The 21757-nt window shown below is 68.9% G+C and carries 19 protein-coding genes and 1 pseudogene; 9 read left to right on the forward strand and 11 right to left on the reverse strand.

What is annotated here, in order from left to right:
* Position 1 precedes the first annotated feature (1 nt).
* Positions 2 to 772: a MerR family transcriptional regulator gene (locus E1166_RS00930; RefSeq protein ID WP_132334860.1), complete on the forward strand. Its 771-nt coding sequence runs from the start codon at positions 2 to 4 to the stop codon at positions 770 to 772.
* Between the two features lie 21 nt (positions 773 to 793).
* Here the strand turns inward: E1166_RS00930 and E1166_RS00935 are convergent.
* Positions 794 to 1375 (reverse strand): annotated as a pseudogene (locus E1166_RS00935) (TetR family transcriptional regulator C-terminal domain-containing protein); the annotation flags it as partial.
* Positions 1376 to 1472: 97 nt separating this feature from the next.
* Here E1166_RS00935 and E1166_RS00940 point away from each other — a divergent pair.
* The gene (locus E1166_RS00940; RefSeq protein WP_132334864.1) at positions 1473 to 1946 is read left to right on the forward strand and encodes a GNAT family N-acetyltransferase; all 474 of its coding nucleotides are present in this window, start codon (positions 1473 to 1475) and stop codon (positions 1944 to 1946) included.
* Here the strand turns inward: E1166_RS00940 and E1166_RS00945 are convergent.
* Complete coding sequence (locus E1166_RS00945) at positions 1937 to 2668, reverse strand: carbon-nitrogen hydrolase family protein (protein ID WP_132334866.1); 732 nt, start codon at positions 2666 to 2668, stop codon at positions 1937 to 1939. The genes E1166_RS00940 and E1166_RS00945 overlap by 10 nt on opposite strands.
* Positions 2669 to 3856: 1188 nt before the next feature.
* Between E1166_RS00945 and E1166_RS00950 the strand changes: the two genes are divergently transcribed.
* Entirely contained in the window at positions 3857 to 5059 is a 1203-nt protein-coding gene (locus E1166_RS00950) for a hypothetical protein (RefSeq protein ID WP_132334868.1), read from the forward strand.
* 117 nt (positions 5060 to 5176) lie between these two features.
* Here the strand turns inward: E1166_RS00950 and E1166_RS00955 are convergent, their stop codons facing one another.
* The 4 genes from E1166_RS00955 to E1166_RS00970 all read right to left on the reverse strand — a co-directional run bounded on the left by E1166_RS00955 (position 5177) and on the right by E1166_RS00970 (position 9347).
* A complete protein-coding gene (locus E1166_RS00955; protein ID WP_132334870.1) occupies positions 5177 to 6154 on the reverse strand; it encodes an NAD(P)-dependent alcohol dehydrogenase in 978 nt (325 codons plus the stop codon).
* Positions 6151 to 6384 (reverse strand): helix-turn-helix transcriptional regulator, encoded by a 234-nt coding sequence (locus E1166_RS00960; protein ID WP_132334872.1) that lies wholly within the window; start codon positions 6382 to 6384, stop codon positions 6151 to 6153. The genes E1166_RS00955 and E1166_RS00960 overlap by 4 nt, the downstream gene beginning before the upstream one ends.
* Positions 6378 to 6806 carry a hypothetical protein gene (locus tag E1166_RS00965; RefSeq protein ID WP_132334874.1) on the reverse strand — a complete coding sequence of 143 codons (429 nt, stop codon included), beginning with the start codon at positions 6804 to 6806 and terminating at the stop codon, positions 6378 to 6380. Before E1166_RS00965 ends, E1166_RS00960 begins: the two co-directional genes overlap by 7 nt.
* A gap of 378 nt (positions 6807 to 7184) precedes the next feature.
* Complete coding sequence (locus E1166_RS00970) at positions 7185 to 9347, reverse strand: sigma-70 family RNA polymerase sigma factor (protein WP_165944197.1); 2163 nt, start codon at positions 9345 to 9347, stop codon at positions 7185 to 7187.
* A 366-nt stretch (positions 9348 to 9713) separates the two neighbouring features.
* Between E1166_RS00970 and E1166_RS00975 the strand changes: the two genes are divergently transcribed.
* Both E1166_RS00975 and E1166_RS32425 read left to right on the forward strand, forming a co-directional pair.
* Positions 9714 to 11468 (forward strand): family 16 glycoside hydrolase, encoded by a 1755-nt coding sequence (locus tag E1166_RS00975; RefSeq protein ID WP_132334878.1) that lies wholly within the window; start codon positions 9714 to 9716, stop codon positions 11466 to 11468.
* A 288-nt stretch (positions 11469 to 11756) separates the two neighbouring features.
* Complete coding sequence (locus tag E1166_RS32425; RefSeq protein WP_279433199.1) at positions 11757 to 11891, forward strand: hypothetical protein; 135 nt, start codon at positions 11757 to 11759, stop codon at positions 11889 to 11891.
* A gap of 44 nt (positions 11892 to 11935) precedes the next feature.
* On the opposite strand, the gene E1166_RS00980 is transcribed toward E1166_RS32425, so the two are convergent.
* On the reverse strand, positions 11936 to 12775 hold the full coding sequence (locus E1166_RS00980) for an alpha/beta hydrolase (protein WP_132334880.1): 840 nt from the start codon (positions 12773 to 12775) through the stop codon (positions 11936 to 11938).
* 70 nt (positions 12776 to 12845) lie between these two features.
* On the opposite strand from E1166_RS00980, the gene E1166_RS00985 reads away from it, so the two are divergent.
* The 3 genes from E1166_RS00985 (at position 12846) to E1166_RS00995 (ending at position 15649) form a co-directional block, all read left to right on the forward strand.
* Positions 12846 to 13796, forward strand: coding sequence for a helix-turn-helix domain-containing protein (locus tag E1166_RS00985; RefSeq protein ID WP_132334882.1), 951 nt, complete (start codon positions 12846 to 12848; stop codon positions 13794 to 13796).
* Positions 13797 to 14166: 370 nt separating this feature from the next.
* On the forward strand, positions 14167 to 14928 hold the full coding sequence (locus E1166_RS00990) for a DJ-1/PfpI family protein (protein ID WP_132334884.1): 762 nt from the start codon (positions 14167 to 14169) through the stop codon (positions 14926 to 14928).
* 160 nt (positions 14929 to 15088) lie between these two features.
* Positions 15089 to 15649 (forward strand): YetF domain-containing protein, encoded by a 561-nt coding sequence (locus tag E1166_RS00995; protein WP_132334886.1) that lies wholly within the window; start codon positions 15089 to 15091, stop codon positions 15647 to 15649.
* A 26-nt stretch (positions 15650 to 15675) separates the two neighbouring features.
* On the opposite strand, the gene E1166_RS01000 is transcribed toward E1166_RS00995, so the two are convergent.
* The 4 genes from E1166_RS01000 to E1166_RS01015 form a co-directional block, all read right to left on the reverse strand.
* The gene (locus E1166_RS01000; RefSeq protein WP_207913885.1) at positions 15676 to 16539 is read right to left on the reverse strand and encodes a bile acid:sodium symporter; all 864 of its coding nucleotides are present in this window, start codon (positions 16537 to 16539) and stop codon (positions 15676 to 15678) included.
* Positions 16540 to 16550: 11 nt separating this feature from the next.
* Complete coding sequence (locus E1166_RS01005) at positions 16551 to 17942, reverse strand: sulfatase-like hydrolase/transferase (RefSeq protein WP_207913887.1); 1392 nt, start codon at positions 17940 to 17942, stop codon at positions 16551 to 16553.
* 176 nt (positions 17943 to 18118) lie between these two features.
* Positions 18119 to 19516 carry a hypothetical protein gene (locus tag E1166_RS01010; protein WP_132334890.1) on the reverse strand — a complete coding sequence of 466 codons (1398 nt, stop codon included), beginning with the start codon at positions 19514 to 19516 and terminating at the stop codon, positions 18119 to 18121.
* A 127-nt stretch (positions 19517 to 19643) separates the two neighbouring features.
* Entirely contained in the window at positions 19644 to 20669 is a 1026-nt protein-coding gene (locus E1166_RS01015) for a YafY family protein (protein WP_132334892.1), read from the reverse strand.
* A gap of 63 nt (positions 20670 to 20732) precedes the next feature.
* Here E1166_RS01015 and E1166_RS01020 point away from each other — a divergent pair, with 63 nt between their 5' ends.
* Positions 20733 to 21554, forward strand: a complete 822-nt coding sequence (locus E1166_RS01020; protein WP_132334894.1) for an NAD(P)H-binding protein — start codon at positions 20733 to 20735, stop codon at positions 21552 to 21554.
* The last annotated feature ends 203 nt before the right edge of the window (positions 21555 to 21757 follow it).

Raw genomic sequence — 21757 nt, forward strand, 5'->3', positions numbered from 1 at the left:
CATGCTGACCATCGGACAGCTGGCCTCCTACGCCGGTGTGACCATCCGCGCGGTGCGGCACTACCACCAGATCGGACTGCTGCGGGAGCCGGAGCGCGACCCCTCCGGCTACCGCAGCTACGACGCGGCCGCGGTCGTGCGACTCATCCGGATCCGGACCCTCGCCGAGGCGGGGGTCCCCCTGGCCCGGGTCAGCGAGCTCCTCGACGCTGCCCCGGAGACCTTCGCCGCCGCGACCACCGAGATCGACCAGCGGTTGCGTACGCAGATCCGCGAGCTGCAGGAGCACCGGCGGCGCATCGCGCGGCTCGGTTGCAGTGACTCGCTGGCGGTCCCCGCAGAGGTGGTCGACTACCTCGACCGCCTCCGTGCCATCGGAGCGCCGGCAGCCCTCGTCGACAACGAGCGCGACGCGTGGATCCTCATGGCGGCGAGGTGGCCGCAGGTGATCCCGGAACTCATGGCCGACAAGGTGGCACAGCTGGCCAACCCGAAGGTCGTCGAGCTCTACCAGCTCATCGGTCGGATCGCGGATGACTGGACGGACGACGAGCGGCTACGCGAGATCGCCGACCTGATGAGCGAGCTGTTCGAGCAGGCCGCCGCCAGTGGCGAACTGGACCGGCAGGACGAGTTCATCCCCGACACCGCGTTCGTGCACCTGATGGACTCGTTCGCCAACGCTGTCCACCCCGCCGTCGCGCGGCTACGGGAGCTGGTCGCCGAGCGCGGTTGGACCGGGTGGACCCGGATCGAGAGGAGCGGGCCCTGATGCGTGCTCGTGCGGGTGTGCTGCGGCAAGTCGAGTCAGGATGTCGTCGACGGCTCGGTGTTGTGTGTCGGTGTGATAGGTCGTCGGGTCGAGGGCGGCGAGGGTGTTGAGGCCCTCGACCAGGGCGACGAGGGTGACGGCGGCATCGGCGCGGACGTCGTCGGCCAGGTGCGGGAGTGCGTCGGACAGGAGCCGGTCGATGCGCGCGAGGAACGCGCGGTTGTGTGTGCGATGCAGTTCGGCCAGCTCGGGGTCGGCCACAGCCGCGGCGGTGTAGGCGATCCAGACCCGGGCTTCTTCGCGTTTCTCGTCGGTGACAGTGACGGCCTGCGTCAGCACGGCGTGGAGCCGGCTGCGCGGGTCGGTGGCGGTGGCCTCGGCCTGCTCGGCGCCTTCGGCGGTGCGCTGGTGCAGCAGGGTTCGGGCGTGGCGCAGCAACGCTGCTTTGTCGGCGAAGGTGTGCATGACCAGGCCGGTTGTGCAGCCGGCCCGTTCGGCGACGGCCCGCACCGTAAGGCCGGTCAGCCCGCCTTGAGCCAGAACCGCCCAGGTGGCGGCTGACAGTCGTTGACGGTGGGCGTCGATATCGCGGGGACGAGCCATGCCGTCCTTTCGGTGGGGGCAGGATCAGCGTCGTTACCGTACCGCATGTTACGGTAACGCTCGTTACGTTAACGTCTGCGGTAACGAGGTGGTTCCGATGAATGTGGTCGTCGTCGCGCACCCGTGGGATGCGCCCGAGGCCGTCCGGCTTCGCGCGGCCCAACGCGCCGAGCTTGATGCCCGGTACGGAAACGACGATCACGAGCCGGGCACGGCGCCCAGCGCGGACGACGTCGCCGTGTTCGTCGTCGCCCACACCCGCGACGGCGGTGCCGTCGGCTGTGGTGGGCTGCGGGTGCTGGAACCGGGTGTGGCCGAGATCAAGCGAATGTACGTCGACCCGGCGTACCGCGGCGCCGGTGTGGCCACCGCGATCCTGCGGGATCTCGAAGCGCGCGCCCAGGCCGCCGGCGTGCGTCGGCTGGTGCTCGAAACGGGAACGTTGCAGCCCGAGGCGATCCGGTTCTACCAGCGGGAAGGCTATGAGCGCATCGACAACTTCGGCCCCTACGCCGGTGCCCTCCAGTCGGAGTGCTTCGCCCGTACTCTTCCAACTCCGGCTCAGGCATAGTCGCGCAGGGTGGCCCGTATGATCTTCCCGGGTTCCGGTCCTGCCTGCGCGAGGATCCCGCCGTCGGGCGCCCATATCGCTGAGCCGCCTGCCGTCTGATCGAAGCCGCCGCCGGTGCAGCCGGCGAAGCTCGCCGTGGCGACCCACACCCCACGGTCGGCGATGACCCGCTGAGCTCGCTCGGCTGACACGTGGGCGTCGCGGGCATGGTCGACGACAGCCGCGACATAGACGTCCATGCCGAGTGCCGCGGTGGCCGCGTCGTGCTCGGCGAAGCGGGTGTCACGGCAGATAGCCAGGCCCAGCCGCCAGCCGTCCACTTCGAGCACCGCGGGCCCGTCACCGGGGCTGAACCGTTCCTCGGAATCGTGCACGTGCACCTTCCGGTAGGCCACTCGCGGGCCGACGCTGTCGATGGCCAGCATCGCGATGTGCTCGCGACCCGCCTCACCCTGTACCGGCGCGCCCACCAGCGCGGTGGTCCCCCTGTCGGCGCACGCCTTGACGATCGGCGTCAGCCTTGGGTCGTCGGTGGTGATCGCCGGTGCGTCCAGCTCGTACCCCGTCAGTGAGAGCTCGGGAAAGACCACCACCCGCGCGTGCGCGGCCCGGACCGTGTCGGCATGCACGGCCGCGTTCGAGACGATGTCGTACGACGTGATCCGTGGTTGGGCGACGGCGATGACCAGCGGCTGACGTTGCACGAACCCTCCTGCGACCATCGGGGCCTGTCAAGCGTGTACGCGGTTGTCGCTCACCTCCCGGCCGAGGCACAGCATAGGTGCGCAAGGCTCGAGCATGACCGACGCAGCGGGCGCTCCTGCGTGTCGGGCCCGGGCGTGGGACCGATGTGCGGCCTCAACGGTCAACGGCTCCGTACAGGTGCTCCCCCACCCGCCCGGCGGCGCTTGGCCGCCGATCGAACCTTTGAGGACCAACGCTCGGAAGTTCCGGTAGGCAAGATCAGTTCGGCGGGTACGCCGAGGCTGCCGGATCGGCAGAAGCTGGGGCGGGTCTTCTCGTGAGCTGGTCGCAGAGCATCGTGGGGGCGCACTCGCGGTTGGGGTTCGCCCTGCGGTGGGTTCGCTGCCAGCTACCGGTGATCCAGTCAGGCTGAGTTGTCGACGCCGCTGTGTCGTTCACATCGTTGGCTGGATCTGGATGCAGTCGAGCTTCGGGCAGGGGCGAGCCACTGGGTCACTCTGTCGGTGATGACCACCTCGTAGGGGAGGTCTCGCAGGTCTTGCGCGGCCACCTTGAATGGCGCCTGTGCCTACGACCCGGCAGGGCTCGACAGGGGGAGATCCATCCGGTCGTCGACGGCGTGCGGGTGCGCGCGCCAGCCGCCTTCCACGCCGCTCACCTCTCCGCTGTCGAGCCCTTGTCGGTCTCTGGTGGTTCTCGGGGCGAACCGTGCAGCCCCAGCCACTACTGGCTACGACATGACCAGCATATTCGTGTCCTACCGCATCTGGCTCAAGACATGCTCTAACCGAAACGAGCGTCGCCGCAGTTGGCATCGGATCGGTGACGGGGTTTCAGGGCTAGATGATCTTGATGGCTGAGTGGTCCGCACACGAAGAAATTGTCGCCGTGATGACAAATGATTTACCGGCCTGAGGGTTTTTGTTTGCAGGAGTTTGAACGAATCGTTGAGCCTGTTGCTGGATGAGTCGCCACCGGTCTCGTCGGCTTGGCCGGTCTCTGTCGGGCAGAGACGTGGCTCACGCGGTTGTTTGCTTGACGCGCAACGTCGGAGCTTGCTTGACTCTGGCCAAGGCAAGACTTAGCCGTGTGTCGATATGAAGGGCTGCTGGCGGAAACGCGGCGGCGACCGTGGCACCACGGCTTCCATCACCTTACGGGGAAGCGGCATTGTGCCGTTTCCGAGATCGGGGGATTGCGTGAAGGTGTCCAAGAAACCGACGTCGGGCCGTGCTGCCCGCCGTCTGCTGCGGGCGGTGGCGCAGGCAGTGCTGGGTCTCGTCGTCGTGGTCGCCGGGACCGTGGCCTTCTCCGGCGCCGCGGCGGCCTCGAACGCCATTCCCGGCGGCAAGCTTTTTGCCGGCGGCAACTTCACCCAGGCCGGTGGGACAGGTGCCACGAGCATCGCGGCCTGGAACGGAGTCGACTGGTCCGCGCTGTCCGGCCCCAACGGCGAGGGTGCCGACGAGACGGTCGACGCGTTGACCATGTACAACGGCAAGCTCATCGCCGCCGGCTCGTTCATGGAGGCGGGCGGCGTGGTGGTCAGCGGCATCGCCAGCTGGAACGGGACCACCTGGGAGCCGCTGGTCGGATCGAGTGGGGCCATCGGCGTCGTGGTCCGGCCGCTCGGGTTCGTCGCTTCCCTGGCCGTCTACAACGGTGACCTGTACGTCGGTGGATCCTTTCCACGCGCCGGTGGGGTGACCGTGAACAACATCGCCCGGTGGAACGGCAGCGACTGGTCCGCCCTGCCGGGCCCGTCGGGCGTCGGCACCGAGTACGCAGGAAGTATCAGCGCGCCGGTGTGGGACCTGACCGTTGTCGACGGCAAGCTCGTCGTCGCGGGCTTGTTCACTGCCGCCGGTGGGGTGGCCGCCAACAGTATCGCCGCGTGGAACGGCAGCACCTGGTCCTCGGTGGGCCAGCCGATCGAGGGTGCCACGGTGCTGGCCGTGGAGAACTACAACGGCGCGCTGGTGGCGTCTCGGGCCTACAGCGAGAACAACTTCAGCGTCAACGACGTGGCGGTGCGTCTCAATGGCCAGTGGTCGGTGCTGGGCGGGCAGCCGGGTGGTCGCTTGAACGGCGATGTCCGCGACTTCACCGTCTACAACGGGCTGCTCGTCGCCGGTGGGCAGTTCACCCGGGTAGGCGGTGCCGTGGTGAACAACGTCGTGGTGTGGAACGGCTCCACCTGGTCGGCGCTCTCCGGTCCCTCCGGTGTCGGGACGGACGACGGCGTGTTCGCGGTGACCCCCCACGCGGGCTTCCTCGTCGTCGGCGGCTTCTTCGACAACGCAGGGGGGCAGCCGGCGAGCAAGATCGCACGCTGGAACGGTAGTGCCTGGTCGGCCCTACCCGGCGGCGGCGTGAACGGCAACGTGTTCTCGTTGCTGTCGACGTAGGACCTTTGACGCCGCGGGTATGGGTAGATGCCTATGCCCGCGGCGCCGACGAGATCGGGACTCTTCGGGTGTCCGGGTCCGGCTACGCGAATCCGATCACCCCTTCGCGTGGCGGGGTCAGATGGTAACGACGACCTTTCCTGCCGGGTGCCCTTCCGCGAAGTGCCGGATCGCATCCGGTACTTCCGCAAGAGGATAAGTGCGGTCTATCGCCGGGGTGAGCGCACCGGACTCGATGAGTTCCCGCAGTTCTTCGAGGTCGTCGGCGCGCTCCACCGCGGTCACACTGCGCAGCTGCTGACCGACAAGCATGGACAGCAGCGGCGCGCGGAACATCTGCCGGCCGTAGCCGCCGAGCAGCCGGCCCTGGGAGTACGTACCGCCGACCAGGGCCAGCGTCCCGTGCGAGGTGAGTGCGCGCCGCAACAGGGACAGGGGGCGGTCACCGCCGGTGTCGATGACGACGTCATACACCGGGCCGTCGCGGTCGATCTCCTCGCGGGTGTAGTCGATGACGTCGTCGGCACCGAGGGCGCGGACGAAATCGGTCTTGGTCGGGGCACAGACGCCGGTCACCGTCGCGCCGTACGCCTTGGCGATCTGCACGGCGAAGGCCCCGACGCCACCGGCCGCGCCGATCACCATCACCCGGGCACCCGGGCGCACCGCGCCACTGTCACGCACCGCCCTCAGTGCCGTCATCCCGGAGACGGGCACCGCGGCGGCTTGCTCGAACGACAGGTTGACCGGCTTGCGTGCCAGTCGTTGCGCCGGTGCGCTCGCGAATTCGGCGTACGATCCGCGCAGGCAGGTGCCGTACACCTCGTCGCCTGGTTGGAATCTGGTCACCCGGGCACCGACCGCGGATACCACCCCGGCCAGATCCCGGCCGCGCACCGCTACCCGGGGTCGGCGCAGCCCGCTCGCCAGACGCACCAGGTATGGTCGGCCGGCCATGAAGATCCACACTCCGGGGTCGATCGCGGCCGCGCGTACCTGGACGAGCACCTCGTCGTCGCCAACGGTCGGCTTGTCGATGTCGCGGAGCCGTAGCGCGTCTGTCGAGCCGTAGGTGTCCTGGACGATGGCTTTCACGGCGCTGTCTCCTCGGGGTTGGGGTACTGGAACACGTCGTCGAGCCGCACGCCGAGCGCGTGGGCGATCCGGAATGCGATCTCCAGCGAGGGCGAGTACCTGCCCTGCTCGATGGCGATGACGGTCTGCCGGGTCACGCCGATCCGCTCGGCGAGCTCGGCCTGGGTCATTTCGTGGTGCGCGAAGCGCAGCGCCCGGATGTTGTTCGTGACGCGGGTCGGTTTCACCACTGCGGGACGCCCTTGCGGTAGGCGATCACCTTCGTCAGGGCGCCGACCACGGCCGACAGCACGAAGCAGAGGTAGACGACGTTGGCGATCCAGAACCAGTCCCACTCGGCCAACGCCATGAGCATCGCCGACACCGCGCCGATGACCACGAACGACTGGCCGACGTGCTCGCCGAGCCGTCCGATCTCCTTGTCGCGCACATCCTTGACGCGTGATGCCCGCGGGTTCGCGATGCCCATCGCGATCTCGGCCGCGATGTTCGCGACGATGGCACCACCGACCGTCCATAAGAGAGCGCCGGCGTACGGCACGGCGGACAGCGGCCCGCCGTCGACCCGGCCCAGGACGACGACCGCATAGCTGGCGTAGGCGACCACGCTGACGACCAGCATGATCCAGGCGCGTTTCTCCTCGTGTGTCACAGTCGACCTCTCGGTTGTACAGAATTTTTGACATTGTCAGAGTAACGCGGCTTTGACATCATGTCTAGAAACTCTTACATCGCTCCTCCCTGGATGCTCACTCCACCGTGCCGGCACGGGTCTTCTCCGACGACGACAACCGACCTCCGGCGCGGGCCGCGACAGACGGGTGAAGCCGGAGGAGGAAACCAGTCCTGTCGGCACACGAGGGCCAGGACGAGGCGGCCGAAGAGGTTGGGCCGTGCGCAGGACATCTCAAACCGTCATCGCGGGCACCGTCGGTGCCGCCCTGGTGGGGGAACCGGTGCGTACCTCTTCAGGCAGTGGAACGCGGTGTTGGCCACCGGCGACCCGGACGTGGTCGCGGACCGCGGCCGCCTACCGGCCAGGGTTCATGGCGGCACCGATGCGTTTGTCCTTGGTATTGGTCAGGAAGACTGTCCGGGGTAGAGAGCCGTCCCGTGCCCGCGGTGCCAGCGCCGAGGCCGGGTTCGCGGTGACCAGTGCCGCCGCGCTCCAGCCGGGCTGGTCCCACGAGTTGTCGGCTGCGTTCACGCGTCCGCCGATCCGCGCGTCGTCGCCGTTGTCGACCGCGAGGTTGTTGTGCAGCAGCGCCGCGGACAGCTCGAAGGCGAAGCCGGCCTCGCCGTTGCGGAAGGCGGTGTTGCTGCGGACCGACAGCGCACCGGCGTTGCTGCTCTCGGTGAATCCGTAGCCGGCGTTGTCCCACGCCGCGCTGTCGGTGATGCTGTGGTCGACGGCGGGTGCCGGGTCGCCACCGCCGAGCTTGAAGCCGTAGCCGTCGCCGTCGAATGGCTCCAAGCCCCAGCGGTTCACGCCGTTGCCGAACGACCAGGACCGCTCGATCCGTACCGCGCTGGTGAACTCGTGCAGGCCCATGCCGTCGTCGGCGTTTTCGTAGAACCGGCAGCCGCGGACGACGTTGTCGGCACCTGATCCATACTCGATGCCAAGCCCGTCGCCGGTCTCGCCATGGGTGTCGTGGTCTCGATTGTGGAAGAAGTCGCTGTCGACGACGAGGTTCCCCACGGTTCCGTTGTCCCGTAGCAGCAGGGCGGTCCCGCCGTTGTCGTGCAGGGACAGCGCCCGGAACACGCTGCGCCGGCAAGACCGGCAGAGGTAGGCGTGGCCGGGTGCTCCGCTGATCTCCAAGCCCTGCACCACCCAGTAGCTGGCTCGCTGCGTGACGAACGACGTCTTGTCCGGCAGGCCGGAGGCGTCGATGACAGGGCGCTCGCTCCGGTAGTTGCTGATGATGATCCGCTGCTCGGGGGTGCCGCTGGTCGTGATCTCGACCGGGCGCGTGGGACGGTAGCGTCCGCCACGCAGGGCGATCGTCTCGCCGGGGCGGACCACGCTCACCGCCTTGGTCACTGTGGCGAACGGCCGGTCGAGCCCGCCGGGGTTGTCGTCGCTGCCGTCGGGAGCCACGAAATAGGTGGCGGTGGTGACGCCGCGGAAGCCGTCGGCCGCTGCGGCGGCCGGAGTGCCGGCGGTTGGGGCGACGGCGGACGGTGCGACGGCGGGGGTAGCCGTCCGAGACGAACTCGGAGCGGTTGCGGCCGGCGGCGGCGCGTACCCCTCGCCGTTGCTGGTGTCCGGCGTGTGGTGGACGGCGGCGACGAAGATGGTGGCGGCGCTGGCAGTGACCAGGCCGCCGACCGGAACGAGTTTCGCGAGCAGGTAGCGGCCGGTCCGTTGGAGCAGGTCCACCAGCGGTGACGCTAGGCCACCGAGAGCACCGGTCGCGCCGGTCGACGCGGCCAACGCGGCGAGGGCGGGCGCCAGGTTGGCACCGGACAGCAAGTGTTCGGCGGGGATCAGTTCCCGTTCGTGGGCCCGGCACCGGTCGCATCCGCGCACGTGTCGGCCCAGCCGGCTCAGCCAGCGCGGGCCGGACGGCCCGGCCAGGCGTTTCGCTGCCACGGTCAGGCCGTCGCAGCGTGGGCTCGCCCGCCACGCACGTAGCAGGGTACGGGCGAGCGCCAGTTGTGCCTTGACGCGCTGCACCCGGACAGCCGCGTGGGCGGGATTGAGACCTAGCTGCCTGGACAACTCGGCGCGGGTCAGCGTGCCGGCGACCTCCTGCCACCACAGCATCAGGACACGCTGGTCTTCGTGGCTGAGCCAGCGGCTGGCCTCGTACGCCTCGCGGCGCTCACTCGCCAGGTGCAGTCGAAACAGTGTGGAGTCGGCGAGGTCGCCGGACGGGTCCGGCAAGTCCGAGACGTCGTCGGTCAGCGGGCCGAGCGCGGTCGCCGCCCGGACCGACCGGCCGCGGTCCTGTATCTGTCGGTAGGCGATCGAGATGACCCAGGCCCGGAAGCGCTCAGGGTCCTTGAGCCCGCTGATGCCCCGCACGACGCGCAGCATCGTCTCCTGAACCACATCGTCGGTGTCCGGGCTGCCGCTCAACGCCTTGCCTACCAGGTTGTACACCAGCGGCATGGCCTCGGCGACCACGGCCGCCACGGCTTGTTCGTCGCCGGCGCGGGCGGCAGTGATCAGAGCTGTCCTCATGAGCACCCTTTCCAGGCGGATCGTCATGCTGACACGCCGGTGTGTCGTTCGGCCGTTGCAGCCAGAACCGGGGGCCGGCGAACTGTGCGTCGGTGGTTCCGCCCGCTCGTGACGGACGTCCCCGTTTCGTTGACGCTCGGGGCGGTCGGGGATAACAAACACCGGGGGACCGGTTCGACAGATGCAAAGTCTTCGATCGAACATTGTTCCTGTCGGTGGGAACGCGCTTTCCTGGCCAGGCCCCACTCACCCACACCGCCGACCACGCGGACGGGAGGCGCGCCCGGGTCCTGATAAGTCCGGATCGCCCCGTCCCCGGGCAGTTGTCGTTCTCACCGCTGCCCGGCTCACCCAGGAGGTAGCACCATGAGACGTACAAGAGCCGGGCTCGTCGCCGCGACCAGCACCGCGCTGGCCTCGGTCGTCCTCGCGCTCGGCGCTGCCGTCACCGCGCAGGCGGCGCCGCTGTTCTCGGCCGACTTCGAGAACGGCAGCACCAGCGGTTGGTCGAAGTCCGGCGGCAGCTGGTCCGTGGTGTCCGACGGCTCGCAGGTCCTCCAGCAGTCCGACACCGCCAGCAGCCGCGCCCGGCTCCTCAACGGCAACTCCGGTTGGAGCGACTACGCAGTGCAGGCTCGGGTCAAACCGCTGTCGTTCAACGGCTCGAACCGGGTGGTGGCTCTGGCGGCCCGGGCCAGCGGATCAACCACGATGTATCGATTGGCACTGATCAATGCCAATCGGGTGGAGTTGCAGGCGATGAACGGTAGCTCGATCACGGTGATCGGATCAGCGTCGCTGAGCGTGTCCACCGGCACCTGGTACACCTTGCGCATCGAGGCCAGCGGCAGCACGTTGCGCGGCTTCGTCAACGGCACTGAGGTCGCGTCGGGCACCAACGCGATGACCAGCAGCGGGCGGATCGCCCTGTTCACCGAGTACGCCAGCGCCCGCTTCGACGACGTCGTGGTGAACAGTCCCACCACGGCTCCGCCGACCTCGGCACCGCCGACAACAGCCCCGCCGACCACGCCCCCACCCAGTGGCGCGCTGTATGTGGCGCCGAACGGCAGCGACAGCGCAGCCGGATCCGAGTCGAACCCGACCACCCTCACCTCGGCGATCACCCGTGTCGCCGCCGGCGGGGCGATCTACATGCGCGGCGGCACCTACCACTACTCGCAGACCATCACGATCGCGCAGGGCAACAACGGCAGCTCAAGCGCCCGGAAGAAGCTGTTCGCCTACCCCGGTGAGACCCCGATCCTCAACTTCTCCGCACAGAGCGAGGATCCGGCGAACCGCGGGATCGTCGTGGGCGGGAACTACTGGCACGTCCACGGCCTCGTCGTCGAACGCGCCGGCGACAACGGGATCCTCCTCGCCGGCAACAACAACATCATCGAGCGCGTGATCACGCGGTTCAACCGGGACTCGGGGCTACAGCTCTCGCGGCTGGCAGCTGGCGCCCCCCGGGACCAGTGGCCGTCCCACAACCTCATCCTGAGCACCGAGTCGCACGACAACGTCGACTCCGACGGTGAGGACGCCGACGGCTTCGCCCCGAAGCTCACCGTCGGTCCTGGCAACGTGTTCCGCTACACCGTGGCCCACAACAACATCGACGACGGTTACGACCTGTTCACCAAGACGGACACCGGCCCGATCGGCGCGGTGACCATCGAGGACTCCCTGGCCTACGAGAACGGCACCCTCAGCAACGGCGGCCAAGCCGGCAACGGCGACCGCAACGGCTACAAACTCGGCGGCGAGGACATCGGGGTCAACCACGTCATCCGGCGCAACATCGCCCACGACAACGGCAAGCACGGCTTCACCTACAACCGCAACAACGGCTCGATGCAGATCTCCAACAACCTCGGCACCAACAACGAGGAGCGCAACTTCAACTTCGACGCCGGCTCCTCGGTGTTCCGCAACAACACCTCGTGCAACAGCGGATCGACAGACCGGATCGTCGGCGACGCCGACGGCTCCAACCAGTTCTGGGACGGCGCGAACGGAACCCGCTGCGCGAACTACACCGGCTCTCTGGGCTGGTCCTTCGCGCCGGACGGTCGCCTCGTCGTCACCCTCGGCGGCAGGGTGGTAACCCTCTGACCCGTCCGCCGTTCCGAGAATCGGGACCTCGTTGCTGGACGGCGGACCTGTTCGCCGTCCAGCAACTTCCCGGCGCGGGGCTGCCGCTGGCGGGCGCTGCCATGCCGCCCGGCATGGACGGCACGGGTCACCACCACGATTGCGGCCGTCGCAGCGGCACCCACACGGTCAGGGTGACCGGCGCCGCCATCAGGCTCTCGTACTGCGGTGGCATCACGATCATGTTGAGAGCTGCACCGACGGGAACCACGAGGGCCGCGAGAACTTTCGCGGTAGGGAAGCCCCGTCATGCCCGCTGAGCAGATCGGCCGCTGGACCAGCGTCGACAACACCGACGTCGCGCGGGACGGTGGCCGGAACGCCGCGCTGTCCGTGGCGTGCAGCCTGCATGCGATGCGCGGTGGCGACGAATCGCACCCGTAGCGACCGAAACGACGACGGCAGCTCACAGGCCGCCCACCAAGCCTCTACGCCGTGAAGAAATCAGTGAGCGCGCGCGCGACCTGGTCGGGCGCGTTCTCCGTGGGGATGTGCCCTGCACCCGGGATACGTATGAGTGTGGCGTGCGGGATCTCCGAGGCGAACCGCTCGGCGTACTCCACCTTCTGGAAGCCGTCGTCCTCGCCCCAGATCAGCAACTTGGGTATCGGATTCTGTCGCAGCGCGGGAACAATGTCGCGGGTGTAGCGGTTGTCGGCCCCGCCGACCATGGCCATCCAGGAGCGGCGAACCCGCGCATCGGTCCACGGGTTCAGGTAGTCCGCGATCCGCTGCTCGGTGGCGGCACCGGCCAGTGCTGCTGTCACGGCTTGCCGGCGGGCGGTGAGAATCTCGTCGGCGGTGGTCGCGGCGACGATCGCCGGGTCCCGGAACCGGGCGACGCTGGACACCGGCCAGGAGTCGTAGGTGACCGAGTTGACCAATGCCAGCCGGGACACGTCCAGCCGATCGTGGACGAGGAGATGCTGGGCGACGGCGCCGCCGATGTCATGACCTGCTACGGCGATCGGCCCGGAGAGCTTCAGCGCGGAGGCGAAGCGCGCCACCCAGTCCGCGAGGGCCGGGACCGTGCCGGTTTCCAGGGTGAGTTCGCCTCCCGAGCGCCCAAGTCCCGGCAGGTCGACCGCGATGGGTCGCAGCCCCGCCGCGGCGAGGCGGTCCATCACCGGAAGCCAGACCCGGCTCCAGTACGTTCCGTGCAGCATCAGCACGGCCGGGCCGTCCTGCTCCACGGTCAGGTAGCTGGCCGGCTCGCCGTCGACCTCGACCTCGGCCCGCAGCACCGTCGATTCGATGATTTCGCTCATGGGGTCACTGTGGCCGAGACCGGTCTCGCAGCCGAGTGTCTGGAATGACATTCTCAGATACATTCTTGCCATGTTGCTTCACCGGGTGGTGGCCCTGCTCACCCCGCCGCAGTCGCCTTTCGAGCTGGCCTGCGCCTCAGAGGTCTTCGGTACCGCCCCGCAGGACGCCCCGCCCCGCTACAGCTTCCGCGTCTGCGCCGAGCGTCCCGGACCCGTGCCGACCGGCGCCGGCTACGCGATGCTCGTCGAGGCGGGGCTGGCCGCCCTACGGGAGGCGGACACCGTGATCGTTCCCGGCTGGCAGCCGCCCGACGCACCCGTGCCACCGAACGTCACCGAGGCGCTGCGGGACGCCCACCAGCGCGGGGCGAGGATCGTCGCGATCTGCACGGGGGCGTTCGTCCTCGCTCAGGCCGGACTGCTCGACGGCCGCCGCGCCACCACCCACTGGCGCAGCGCCGCCCGGTTCGCCGCAGCCTTTCCCGAGGTGCAGGTGGATCCGGACGTGCTCTTCGTGGACCACGGCGACGTGGCGACCAGCGCCGGGACCGGCGCCGGCATCGACTTGTGCCTGCACCTGGTGCGTTCCGACCACGGCGCGGCGTACGCCGCCCAGATCGCCCGGCGCATGGTCCTGCCGCCGCACCGGGAGGGCAGCCAACTCCAGTACGCCGCACAGCCCGCACCGGCCAGGGCGGACGAGTCGTTGGCGCCACTGCTGGAGTGGGCGACCTCCCACCTCGACACCCAACTGACCCTCGGCCACCTCGCCGAACGCGCCGGACTATCCAGCCGAACCCTCGCCCGGCGGTTCACCGAACAGCTCGGCACCAGCCCGGGACAGTGGCTGCTCAACCAGCGCCTTGACGCGGCACGGATACTGCTGGAACAGACCGACCTTCCGGTGGAAGCCATCGCCACCCGGGTCGGACTCGCCTCGGCGGTCAACCTGCGTCGCCGTTTCCGGGCGCATCTCGGCACCACACCCGGCGCCTACCGACGGACCTTCAGCGAAACCTGATGACGCAGTTGGGCGTTACCATCGCCCGGCACTGGCTCTGTCCCAGGGAACGCGGGGCCGCCGCGAGTCGGACCAGTGACATCATCCGCGCAGGCGACTCGGTGCGCTGGGTACCGGCAGGCGTGCCCGCCGCCGAAGGTGCCACCTGAACCCGGACGATCAATCTCGCTGGAGGGTGAGGGTTCGAGCCCCTTCGGACGCACAAGATCATGAAGCCGTGGGATCGCGGTCAGCTGACCACCGGCCGGTCGCCTGCCCCACTCGTTGTCGATCGACGTCCCGGGCAGCAGGGGCTTTCTCACCGGTCGGGAACTGGAACGGGTTCCCCGCCGACTACCTGAGGTCAGGTTGTCATCTGAAGGAGGCCAGTATGGCCGAAGGTGGTCGGCGTGCGTTGTTGAAGGCTGCGGCGTTTGGTGGTGTCGGGGCGGGTCTGGCCGCCACGGGACTGCCCGAGCCGGCCGTGGCCGGGTCGGGGTCGCGTGGGCCGCGGGTGGCGATCCTGCTGTACGACGGGATCACCGCGTTGGACGCGGTTGGGCCGTACGAGGTGCTGTCTCGGGTGCCGGGCGCGTCGGTGGTGACGGTGGCGAAGCGGGTCGGTCCGGTACGTACCGACACTGGCGTGCTCGGGCTGGTCGCCGACCGGGCGCTGCGGCAGGTGCGGCACGCGGACGTGCTCCTGGTCCCGGGCGCTGGCAACCGGGGCGTGATCGCGGCCATGGAGGACGCCGAGACGGTCGACTGGGTGCGCCGGTTGCACGAGCGGAGCACGTGGACGGTGTCCGTCTGTACGGGTGCGTTGATCCTCGGCGCGGCCGGGCTGCTGCGCGGGCTACCAGCCACCACGTACTGGGCGTCGCGGTCCTATATGGAGTCGACGTTCGGTGCGGTTTACACACCGGGCCGGTTCGTGGAATCCGGGAAGATCATCACGGCGGCGGGGGTGTCGGCTGGTATCGACATGGCCCTGCACCTGGCTGCCAAGCTGGTCGACGAAAGAACTGCGCAGGCGCTGCAACTGGCGGTTGAGTACGACCCGGATCCGCCGTTCGACACCGGCAGTCCGGAGAAGGCCGGCCCCGAGCTGCAGCAGCTCGCGTTGCGGCTGCTGGAGGACGCCGCCGCGTAGCGGCCAGGTGGCGACCTGTCCCAGTGCGCCGCTGTGGCGGTGTCCGACAGTCGGGCGCCGTCACTGCTGCAGCGACTGCGCTGTTATCCGACGGCGCTTGTCGTATGCTCCAAATGTCGCATTTCTATGGTTATGGGTAGGGACTTGAGTGGTGGATTGGATGACGAGTCTGCTGGAGTCCCTGCTCGGCATCGGCGCGGAGGAACTCAACCCCGGTCAGATGGCGCTGCGGGCGGTGTCGACCTTCGTGGTGGCGCTGGCGATCGTCCGGCTCGGGCACAAGCGGCTGTTCGGCAAGGCGACGGCGTTCGACCTCATTGTGGCGATCATCTTCGGTTCGGTCATGAGCCGCGCCATCACGAACAGCCTGGGGCTCGTCGCGGTCTGGCTCGCCGGCTTCGTGCTCATCATGGTGCATCGGCTGATCGCGACCGTGTCCTGTCACTTCGACTGGTTCGGCCCGCTCGTCAAGGGCCGCCCGGTCCTGCTTGTCGAGGACGGGCACCTCAACCGTGCCGGGATGCGAAAGAGCCACGTATCCCGGCTGGATCTCGACGAGGCCCTTCGCGGTACGGGAAGTGAGGCGGACCTGTCGCGTGTGCGGCTCGCCTACCTGGAACGCGACGGCAGTATCAGCGTGGTCCCGCGTGGCGAAGGGCCTCGTGTTCTCGACGTCGCCGTTGACAAGGGTGTCCAGACCGTACGGATAGCCGTGGAGTAGGCGCGTCGACCGCACCTGCTTGCGCTTCAGCCAGTTCGGGCCGTGGCGACGGGCTCCCGCTTGCGCAGTACCCCGGCGATGGGGAAGAGCAGCGCGAAGCCCGCCAGTGAGGTCGCGATCACCATGACGACCGTTTCGGCGGCGTCGAAGCCCTGGGTGGCCATCACGGTTGCGGCCGATATGTTGCGTTGCGCGGTGCCGAGCCCGAGTACCTCACGGGCGTTGCGGTCCTTTCCGCCGAGCAGGTAGCCGATGACGAACCCACCTGCGATCACCACCAGGGGTGGCACGATCGCTCCCTTGGTGAAGAGGTCGGTGATCGTCGGAATGTTGGCCAGTGTGGTGGCCAGGACGAGCACCACCAACGCGACGGTCGAAAAGTGGCGGGCGATCGGTGCCAACCGCCGGGCCAGGGCGGGCCAACGGTTGTGGGCCAGCAGGCCGGCGGCGAGCGGCAGGAGCATGGTCAGCAGCAGCGGCACCGCGAGGGCACCGGCGGAGACATCCGCTTCGGGAAGCACCTGGGGTATCACGATCGGCGCGTACACGACGGTGGCCGGCAGCAGCAGCACCAGCAGTGTGGCGCTGAGGCTGACCTCGGACTGGGCTACCGCCGTCAACTTGACCAGGAACGGTGCGCCGGCGGACATCGCCACCAGGATCAGCCCCGCCTCCAGCGGACGGTCGAGCGGCCAGAGCCACAGGATGCCGAGCGCGAGCAGGGGGACCAGCACGAAGTTGGCCAATAGCGCCCGCGCCAGAGCCCCCAGGTCACGCAGCGGGCCGAGGATCTGCCTGACCGAGTAGGCGAAGCCCACCGAGAGCATCGAGGTCACGGCGAACAGCAGGACCGCCAGGTTTCCCACCGTGGAGAGAACGACCTGCATCATCCGATCAGCCCCTAGTCCGGCTCGCTGGTCGCGGGCTTCGCCTCCGGCTGCGGCACACCTGGATGACCCGCCGGGTAGGGCAGCAACTGCGCGTCGGTTCGCTCCCACGTCTCGCGTAGGTCGTTCAGCAGGTCGGGATGGCGGGCGGCGATGTCCGCCTGCTCACGGCCGTCCACCGAGACGTCGTAGAGGAGGTGGAAGGGGCCCTCTCGGCGTGGCCAGTTGCCCAGTACCGACCGGTCGCGACGGTCGTACAGGTACTTGAACCGACCGCGGCGTAACGCCCCCTGATTCGAGGTACGCCAGAACAGGTCGTGCTCGGGGAAGTCGGCGCCGTCGACCAACCACGGCATCAGGTCCACCCCGTCCAGCGGAAAGCCCTCATCCGGTGCCGATCCGCCGGCGTCGACCAGTGTCGCGGTCAGGTCGAGGGTGTTGATCGGGTGGTCGGTGACCTGGCCGCCGGTGACGGCCGCCGGCCACCGCAGGATCAGCGGGACCCGGATGCCACCCTCGGCCAGATCGCCCTTCTCGCCCACGAGCGGCCAGTTCTTCGACCACCGCTCACCGCCGTTGTCGGAGGTGAAGACAACGACGGTGTTGTCGGCGCGGCCGGCGTCGGCCAATGCGGCGAGCACCTTCCCGACGCCGGCGTCCAGCTCCTCGACCAGCTCGGCGTACTTCGCCAGCGAGCCGCCGTCAGGGTGGATCAACGGGGTGGGCACCGACTGCTGGCTGAACCTGCGCCGGATCTCCGCGCCGACCTCCCGGTCACCTGGGCCCTCCCACGGCCAGTGCGGCGCGGTGTAGTTGAGCTGGACGTAGAAGGGGCCGTCGCGGTCGGCGGCGACGAAGTCGGCCGCGCGTTCGGAGATCAGGGAGGTGTAGTAGCCGGCCTCCTCGACCGGAGTCTCACCCTCGTACAGGTCGGCCTCGCCCATTGTGCTGACGTGCTCGAAGTAGTCGATCGCTCCGTCGAAGTTGCCGAAGAAGGTCTGGAAACCGATGCGCAACGGGCTGTACCAGGGCAGCCACCCGCAGTGCCACTTACCGAACATTGCCGTCTGGTAACCCGCGGCCAGCAGCAACGACGACAGGGTCGGATGCTCGGCCGGAATCCCGCTGCCCTCCGCGTGCGTGGTCAGCGGCTCTTCCAGGCCCGCCGGCAACCGGGTCGGATAGCGCCCGGTGTACAGCCCGATGCGGGTCGGAGAGCACCACGGCGTGCACGCGTAGCCGTGGCGGAACAGCAGGCCCTCCCCGGCCAGTCGATCGAGGTTCGGCGTGCGGATCGCCGTCGAGCCGTAACAGCCGAGATCCGCCCAGCCCAGATCGTCGGCCAGGATGAACAGGATGTTGGGCGGCTCGGCTGGCCGGCTCGCACCTGGCTGTCCGGCCCGCACCGGTATCCCTCGAGCCGGACCCGTCGTCGCCATACGGCCCTATACCTTCTCGTGGAGGTTCCTAACCTCCTACCGACGCTGGGCCGCACCACCTGGACCTCCTGGAGAGCGGATCCACCGACCACCACCGCGAGGGTGTCCGTGGGCCTGCCAGCCGGGGATACCGGTGGTCGGTGTCAGTGGCGCAGGTGGAACGGCCGGGGGTACGGGCCAGGTCGGTAGGGGGCGTAGGCGTGGGTCGCCGTGGGGTCCAGGTCCGCTGCGAGTCGGTTCAGCGTGCCAGGGGACGTGTCGGGCCACTGTCCTGCGCTGATCCTGTGATCGAGGGCGTCAACTGCCGCCAGCATCTCACCGGTGGTGAAGGTGCAGTGTCCGGCTCGGTGGACGTATCCCTGGCGCAACAGTCGCGAGCGGCCGGCGTCGCTGACCGCTTCGGCGTAGGCTTTCTCGGCCTGTACCGGGACGAGCGGGTCGCCGGTGGTGTGGATGCTGATCATCGGCGTGGTGAGCCGGCCGGTGAAGGAGATGTTTCGGATCATGTGGCGGACCGCTGCCGGATCTGCGGTGATGCGCGGTGCGGCGGCCAGCGCGGCCAGGTCGTCGCGCAGCGACAGCCCTGACCGCGCGTACAACTGCTCGACCTGCTGTCGGTTGGCGGAGTGCGCGAAGATGCGGCCGTAGTCGACGCCGATGTTCCAGGACATGTTGCCGCCGGCGTGTTCTTCGGCTTCCTGCCGCCAGGTGAGCCCCGTCTTGACGAACTGGCGGAGCGCCTCGAACTGGTTGCGCTGTGCGGTGTCGTGGTCGTCCGCGTCCGGTTCCGGCCGAGCCGGGTCGGTCCATGCCGGGATGTTGCGAAACGCTGCGGCGAGCGCGATGCGGGCGCGGCCCTGCGGGGTCGCCTGTGCCGCGTCGAGGGCGGCGGTCAGTTCGGCGGTGGAGGCGAGGGCGGCGGCCTGTCCGGGCAGTCGTACCAACGGTGCGGTCGAGCCCGCCGCCAGCAGGGCGCGGATGGCGAAGAGGGTGTCGACGTTGTTGTTCCAGTTGGCTACGGCGCCCTGTTGGAGTCCGCACATGGTCACCGTTCCGTCGAACCGGTGGCTGAATCGTTCGGCGAGTCCGGTGGTGATCATGCCCCCCATGGACGTACCCCACGCGATCGTTCGCCGGGCCGGGCCGAACTGGGCTTCGAACTTGTCCAACGTGGCCAGTTGAGCGGACAGGGCCCCCTGCACAATCCAACCGGTCGCGGGGTACGAGGATCCGATCTGCGCGTATCCGGCCTCCAGCAACGCGGTGCGGACGTTGTCGCTGGGCGCGTTGCGGGCCGGGTTCGCCACGTTGTCGGGCACGTAGCCATGGCTGTAGAGCAGCACGGTGCCGTTCCAGTTCGCCGGCACGTCCATCACGTAGGTCGAGCCATCAGGTAGCACACCCTCCACCCGGGGTGGCGCCGCGGCGCTCGCGGGCGTGGGGTCGACTGCGGGGCCGAGCACGGCGACGAGTAGCACGGTCACGACCGTGGCGGCAGCCTTGCTCACGGCGCGGCGGAAGAGAAGAACTTCACGGGCCATCGGCACTCCGTTCGGCGAATCCCGGTCCGGCTGCAAGGTCACGACCAGTCAACCAGTGTTCGTGATCTAGGTCCAAGCAATGTGGTCAATCAGATGGGCGGCGTGGACGACGAACGTGCCAACCGGCTCACCGCCGCACTGCGGGAGTGCCTGGGGAACTGAGGTCGGAACCTGGGCGAACCGCGGGCCACGCCGTGCGCCGGGAGGCGGCCCGGCCGAGGCGCCCGGCGAGCGTGTCGACGTGTGCGCGTAGCTCCGCCGGTTCACGTACCGCGAACTCGAAGCCGAACGCGGCCACCCACACGGCGAGCTGGTCGAGGTTGTCCGACCCGATCCGCAACGTGCAGGTGTGCTCGTCGATCCGCTCGATCACACCCAGAGTGGGCGGCACCTCCTCGGCGACCGCGTCCGCCGGCGCGTACATGGTCAGGACCGCCTGGTGCCGGTACTGCCGGGACGTCATGCCGAGGGCGACGTGGACGGCGACGTCCTCGGCCGGCAGCGGTCGTGGCCGGAACCGGGGCCCGGCTGGCACGCGCGGCGACAGCCGGTCGGTGCGGAACGTCCGCCAGTCCGCCGCCTGGACGTCCCAACCGTAGAGGTACCAACGCCGTCCGCTGTGGACGATGCGGTACGGCTCCACGTCGCGTCGAGATGTCGAGCCGTCGCGGGCGACGTAGTCAAAGCGCAGTCGTTCACAATCGCGCACGGCCGCCGCCACGGCGGTGAGGATCGTGGGATCCACCGTCGGTCCGGACGCCGGCAGCGTCACCACCGCCGCGCCGAAGGCATTCACCCGATGCCGCAGTCGTGCCGGCAACACCTGGTCGACCTTCGCCAGCGCGCGGACCGACGTTTCCTCGATGCCGGTGACGGCCAGCGCCGCCGCCGTCCGCAGGCTGACGGCGACGGCCACCGCTTCGTCGTCGTCGAGCAGCAGCGGCGGCAGCGCCGCGCCGGCCGCCAGCCGGTATCCGCCGCCGACGCCGCCGATCGCCTCGATCGGGTACCCGAGAAGCCGCAGTTTGTCGACGTCGCGACGCACCGTGCGCGCGCTCACGTCGAGGCGTTCCGCCAGCGCCCCGCCCGACCAGTCTCGCCGGGACTGCAGCAGGGACAGCAGCCGCAGCAACCGCGCCGACACGTTCAACACGCTCACAGCATGTCAGGCATTCGCGGACAGGATCTGACCGCGGATCTTTCTAGCGTCGGAGGTATGACGATTCTCGTGACCGGAGCCACCGGCACCGTCGGCCGCCACCTCGTCGCGCAGCTGGCAGCCGCCGGACATCCCGTCCGCGCCCTGACCCGCCGCCCGACGGAGGCCAACCTGCCCGACGGTGTCGACGTGACCGCCGGCAACCTCACCGACCTCGACAGCCTGGTGGACGCGTTCGCCGGCGTCACCGCGGCCCACCTCATCACGTTCGGCGACGACTACGCCCCGCTCAAGGAGGCCGACCGGATCGTCGATCTGGCGCGGCGAGCGGGGGTCCGCAGGGTCACCGTTCTTCGCGGTGACATCAGCAAGGGCCCGCTGGAGGAGGCCGTCGAGGCCAGCGGACTGCAGTGGACCCACCTGTCGCCGGTCGAATTCATGTCCAACACGCTGGATTGGGCCGAGAGCATCCGCGCCGAAGGAATCGTCCGCGAGGCGTTCCCGGACGCGAAGAGCGCGCTGATCCACGAGGCCGACATCGCCGCGGTCGCGGCGGTCGCGCTCACCACCGACGGGCACGCCGGGCGGGACCTTTGGCTCACCGGCCCGCAGGCGCTGACCGTCCCGGAGCGCATCGAACAGCTCGGCCAGGTGCTCGGCCGCGAGATCCGGTACGTCGAGCTGACCACCGACGAGGTCATCGCCCGGTGGCGTGCGGAGGGATACTCCGACGAGGACATCGAGTTCTTCCTCACCATGCGCACCAACCCACCCGAGGCCGGCTACACCGTGCTGCCGACCGTCGAACAGGTCACCGGTCGCCCGGCACGGACGTTCACCAACTGGGTACGCGAGAACACGGCAGCCTTTCAACCCTGATTCTGCCTCGGTCGGTCTCACCTTGTGCCGCCGCGACCCGAAGCGGCATAACCATCGATGATCGACAAAGCTGGCATTCGACGCGGCATGGAGATCGGCACCTTGCGGTAATAGGGAACTTGCTCCCTTCGCGCCCCTTCTTGCGTCAGGGGGGTACGCCCCGCCGGTGCCTCTAACATGGAGGGCCGGCGGTGCGCCCATCC

Origin of the sequence: Micromonospora sp. KC213, from assembly GCF_004348325.1 — a bacterium.
Classification (GTDB): Bacteria; Actinomycetota; Actinomycetes; order Mycobacteriales; family Micromonosporaceae; genus Micromonospora.

Excerpts from the sequence above, each read along its gene's own strand:
- E1166_RS01020 (WP_132334894.1), top strand. The coding sequence starts at position 20,733 with ATGACGATTCTCGTGACCGGAGCCACCGGCACCGTCGGCCGCCACCTC.
- E1166_RS00945 (WP_132334866.1), bottom strand. The coding sequence starts at position 2,668 with ATGGTCGCAGGAGGGTTCGTGCAACGTCAGCCGCTGGTCATCGCCGTC.
- E1166_RS32425 (WP_279433199.1), top strand. The coding sequence starts at position 11,757 with ATGCCCGCTGAGCAGATCGGCCGCTGGACCAGCGTCGACAACACCGAC.
- E1166_RS00990 (WP_132334884.1), top strand. The coding sequence starts at position 14,167 with ATGGCCGAAGGTGGTCGGCGTGCGTTGTTGAAGGCTGCGGCGTTTGGT.
- E1166_RS01010 (WP_132334890.1), bottom strand. The coding sequence starts at position 19,516 with ATGGCCCGTGAAGTTCTTCTCTTCCGCCGCGCCGTGAGCAAGGCTGCC.
- E1166_RS00930 (WP_132334860.1), top strand. The coding sequence starts at position 2 with ATGCTGACCATCGGACAGCTGGCCTCCTACGCCGGTGTGACCATCCGC.
- E1166_RS01000 (WP_207913885.1), bottom strand. The coding sequence starts at position 16,539 with ATGATGCAGGTCGTTCTCTCCACGGTGGGAAACCTGGCGGTCCTGCTG.
- E1166_RS00995 (WP_132334886.1), top strand. The coding sequence starts at position 15,089 with ATGACGAGTCTGCTGGAGTCCCTGCTCGGCATCGGCGCGGAGGAACTC.
- E1166_RS00975 (WP_132334878.1), top strand. The coding sequence starts at position 9,714 with ATGAGACGTACAAGAGCCGGGCTCGTCGCCGCGACCAGCACCGCGCTG.
- E1166_RS00940 (WP_132334864.1), top strand. The coding sequence starts at position 1,473 with ATGAATGTGGTCGTCGTCGCGCACCCGTGGGATGCGCCCGAGGCCGTC.
- E1166_RS00970 (WP_165944197.1), bottom strand. The coding sequence starts at position 9,347 with ATGAGGACAGCTCTGATCACTGCCGCCCGCGCCGGCGACGAACAAGCC.
- E1166_RS00985 (WP_132334882.1), top strand. The coding sequence starts at position 12,846 with ATGTTGCTTCACCGGGTGGTGGCCCTGCTCACCCCGCCGCAGTCGCCT.
- E1166_RS00980 (WP_132334880.1), bottom strand. The coding sequence starts at position 12,775 with ATGAGCGAAATCATCGAATCGACGGTGCTGCGGGCCGAGGTCGAGGTC.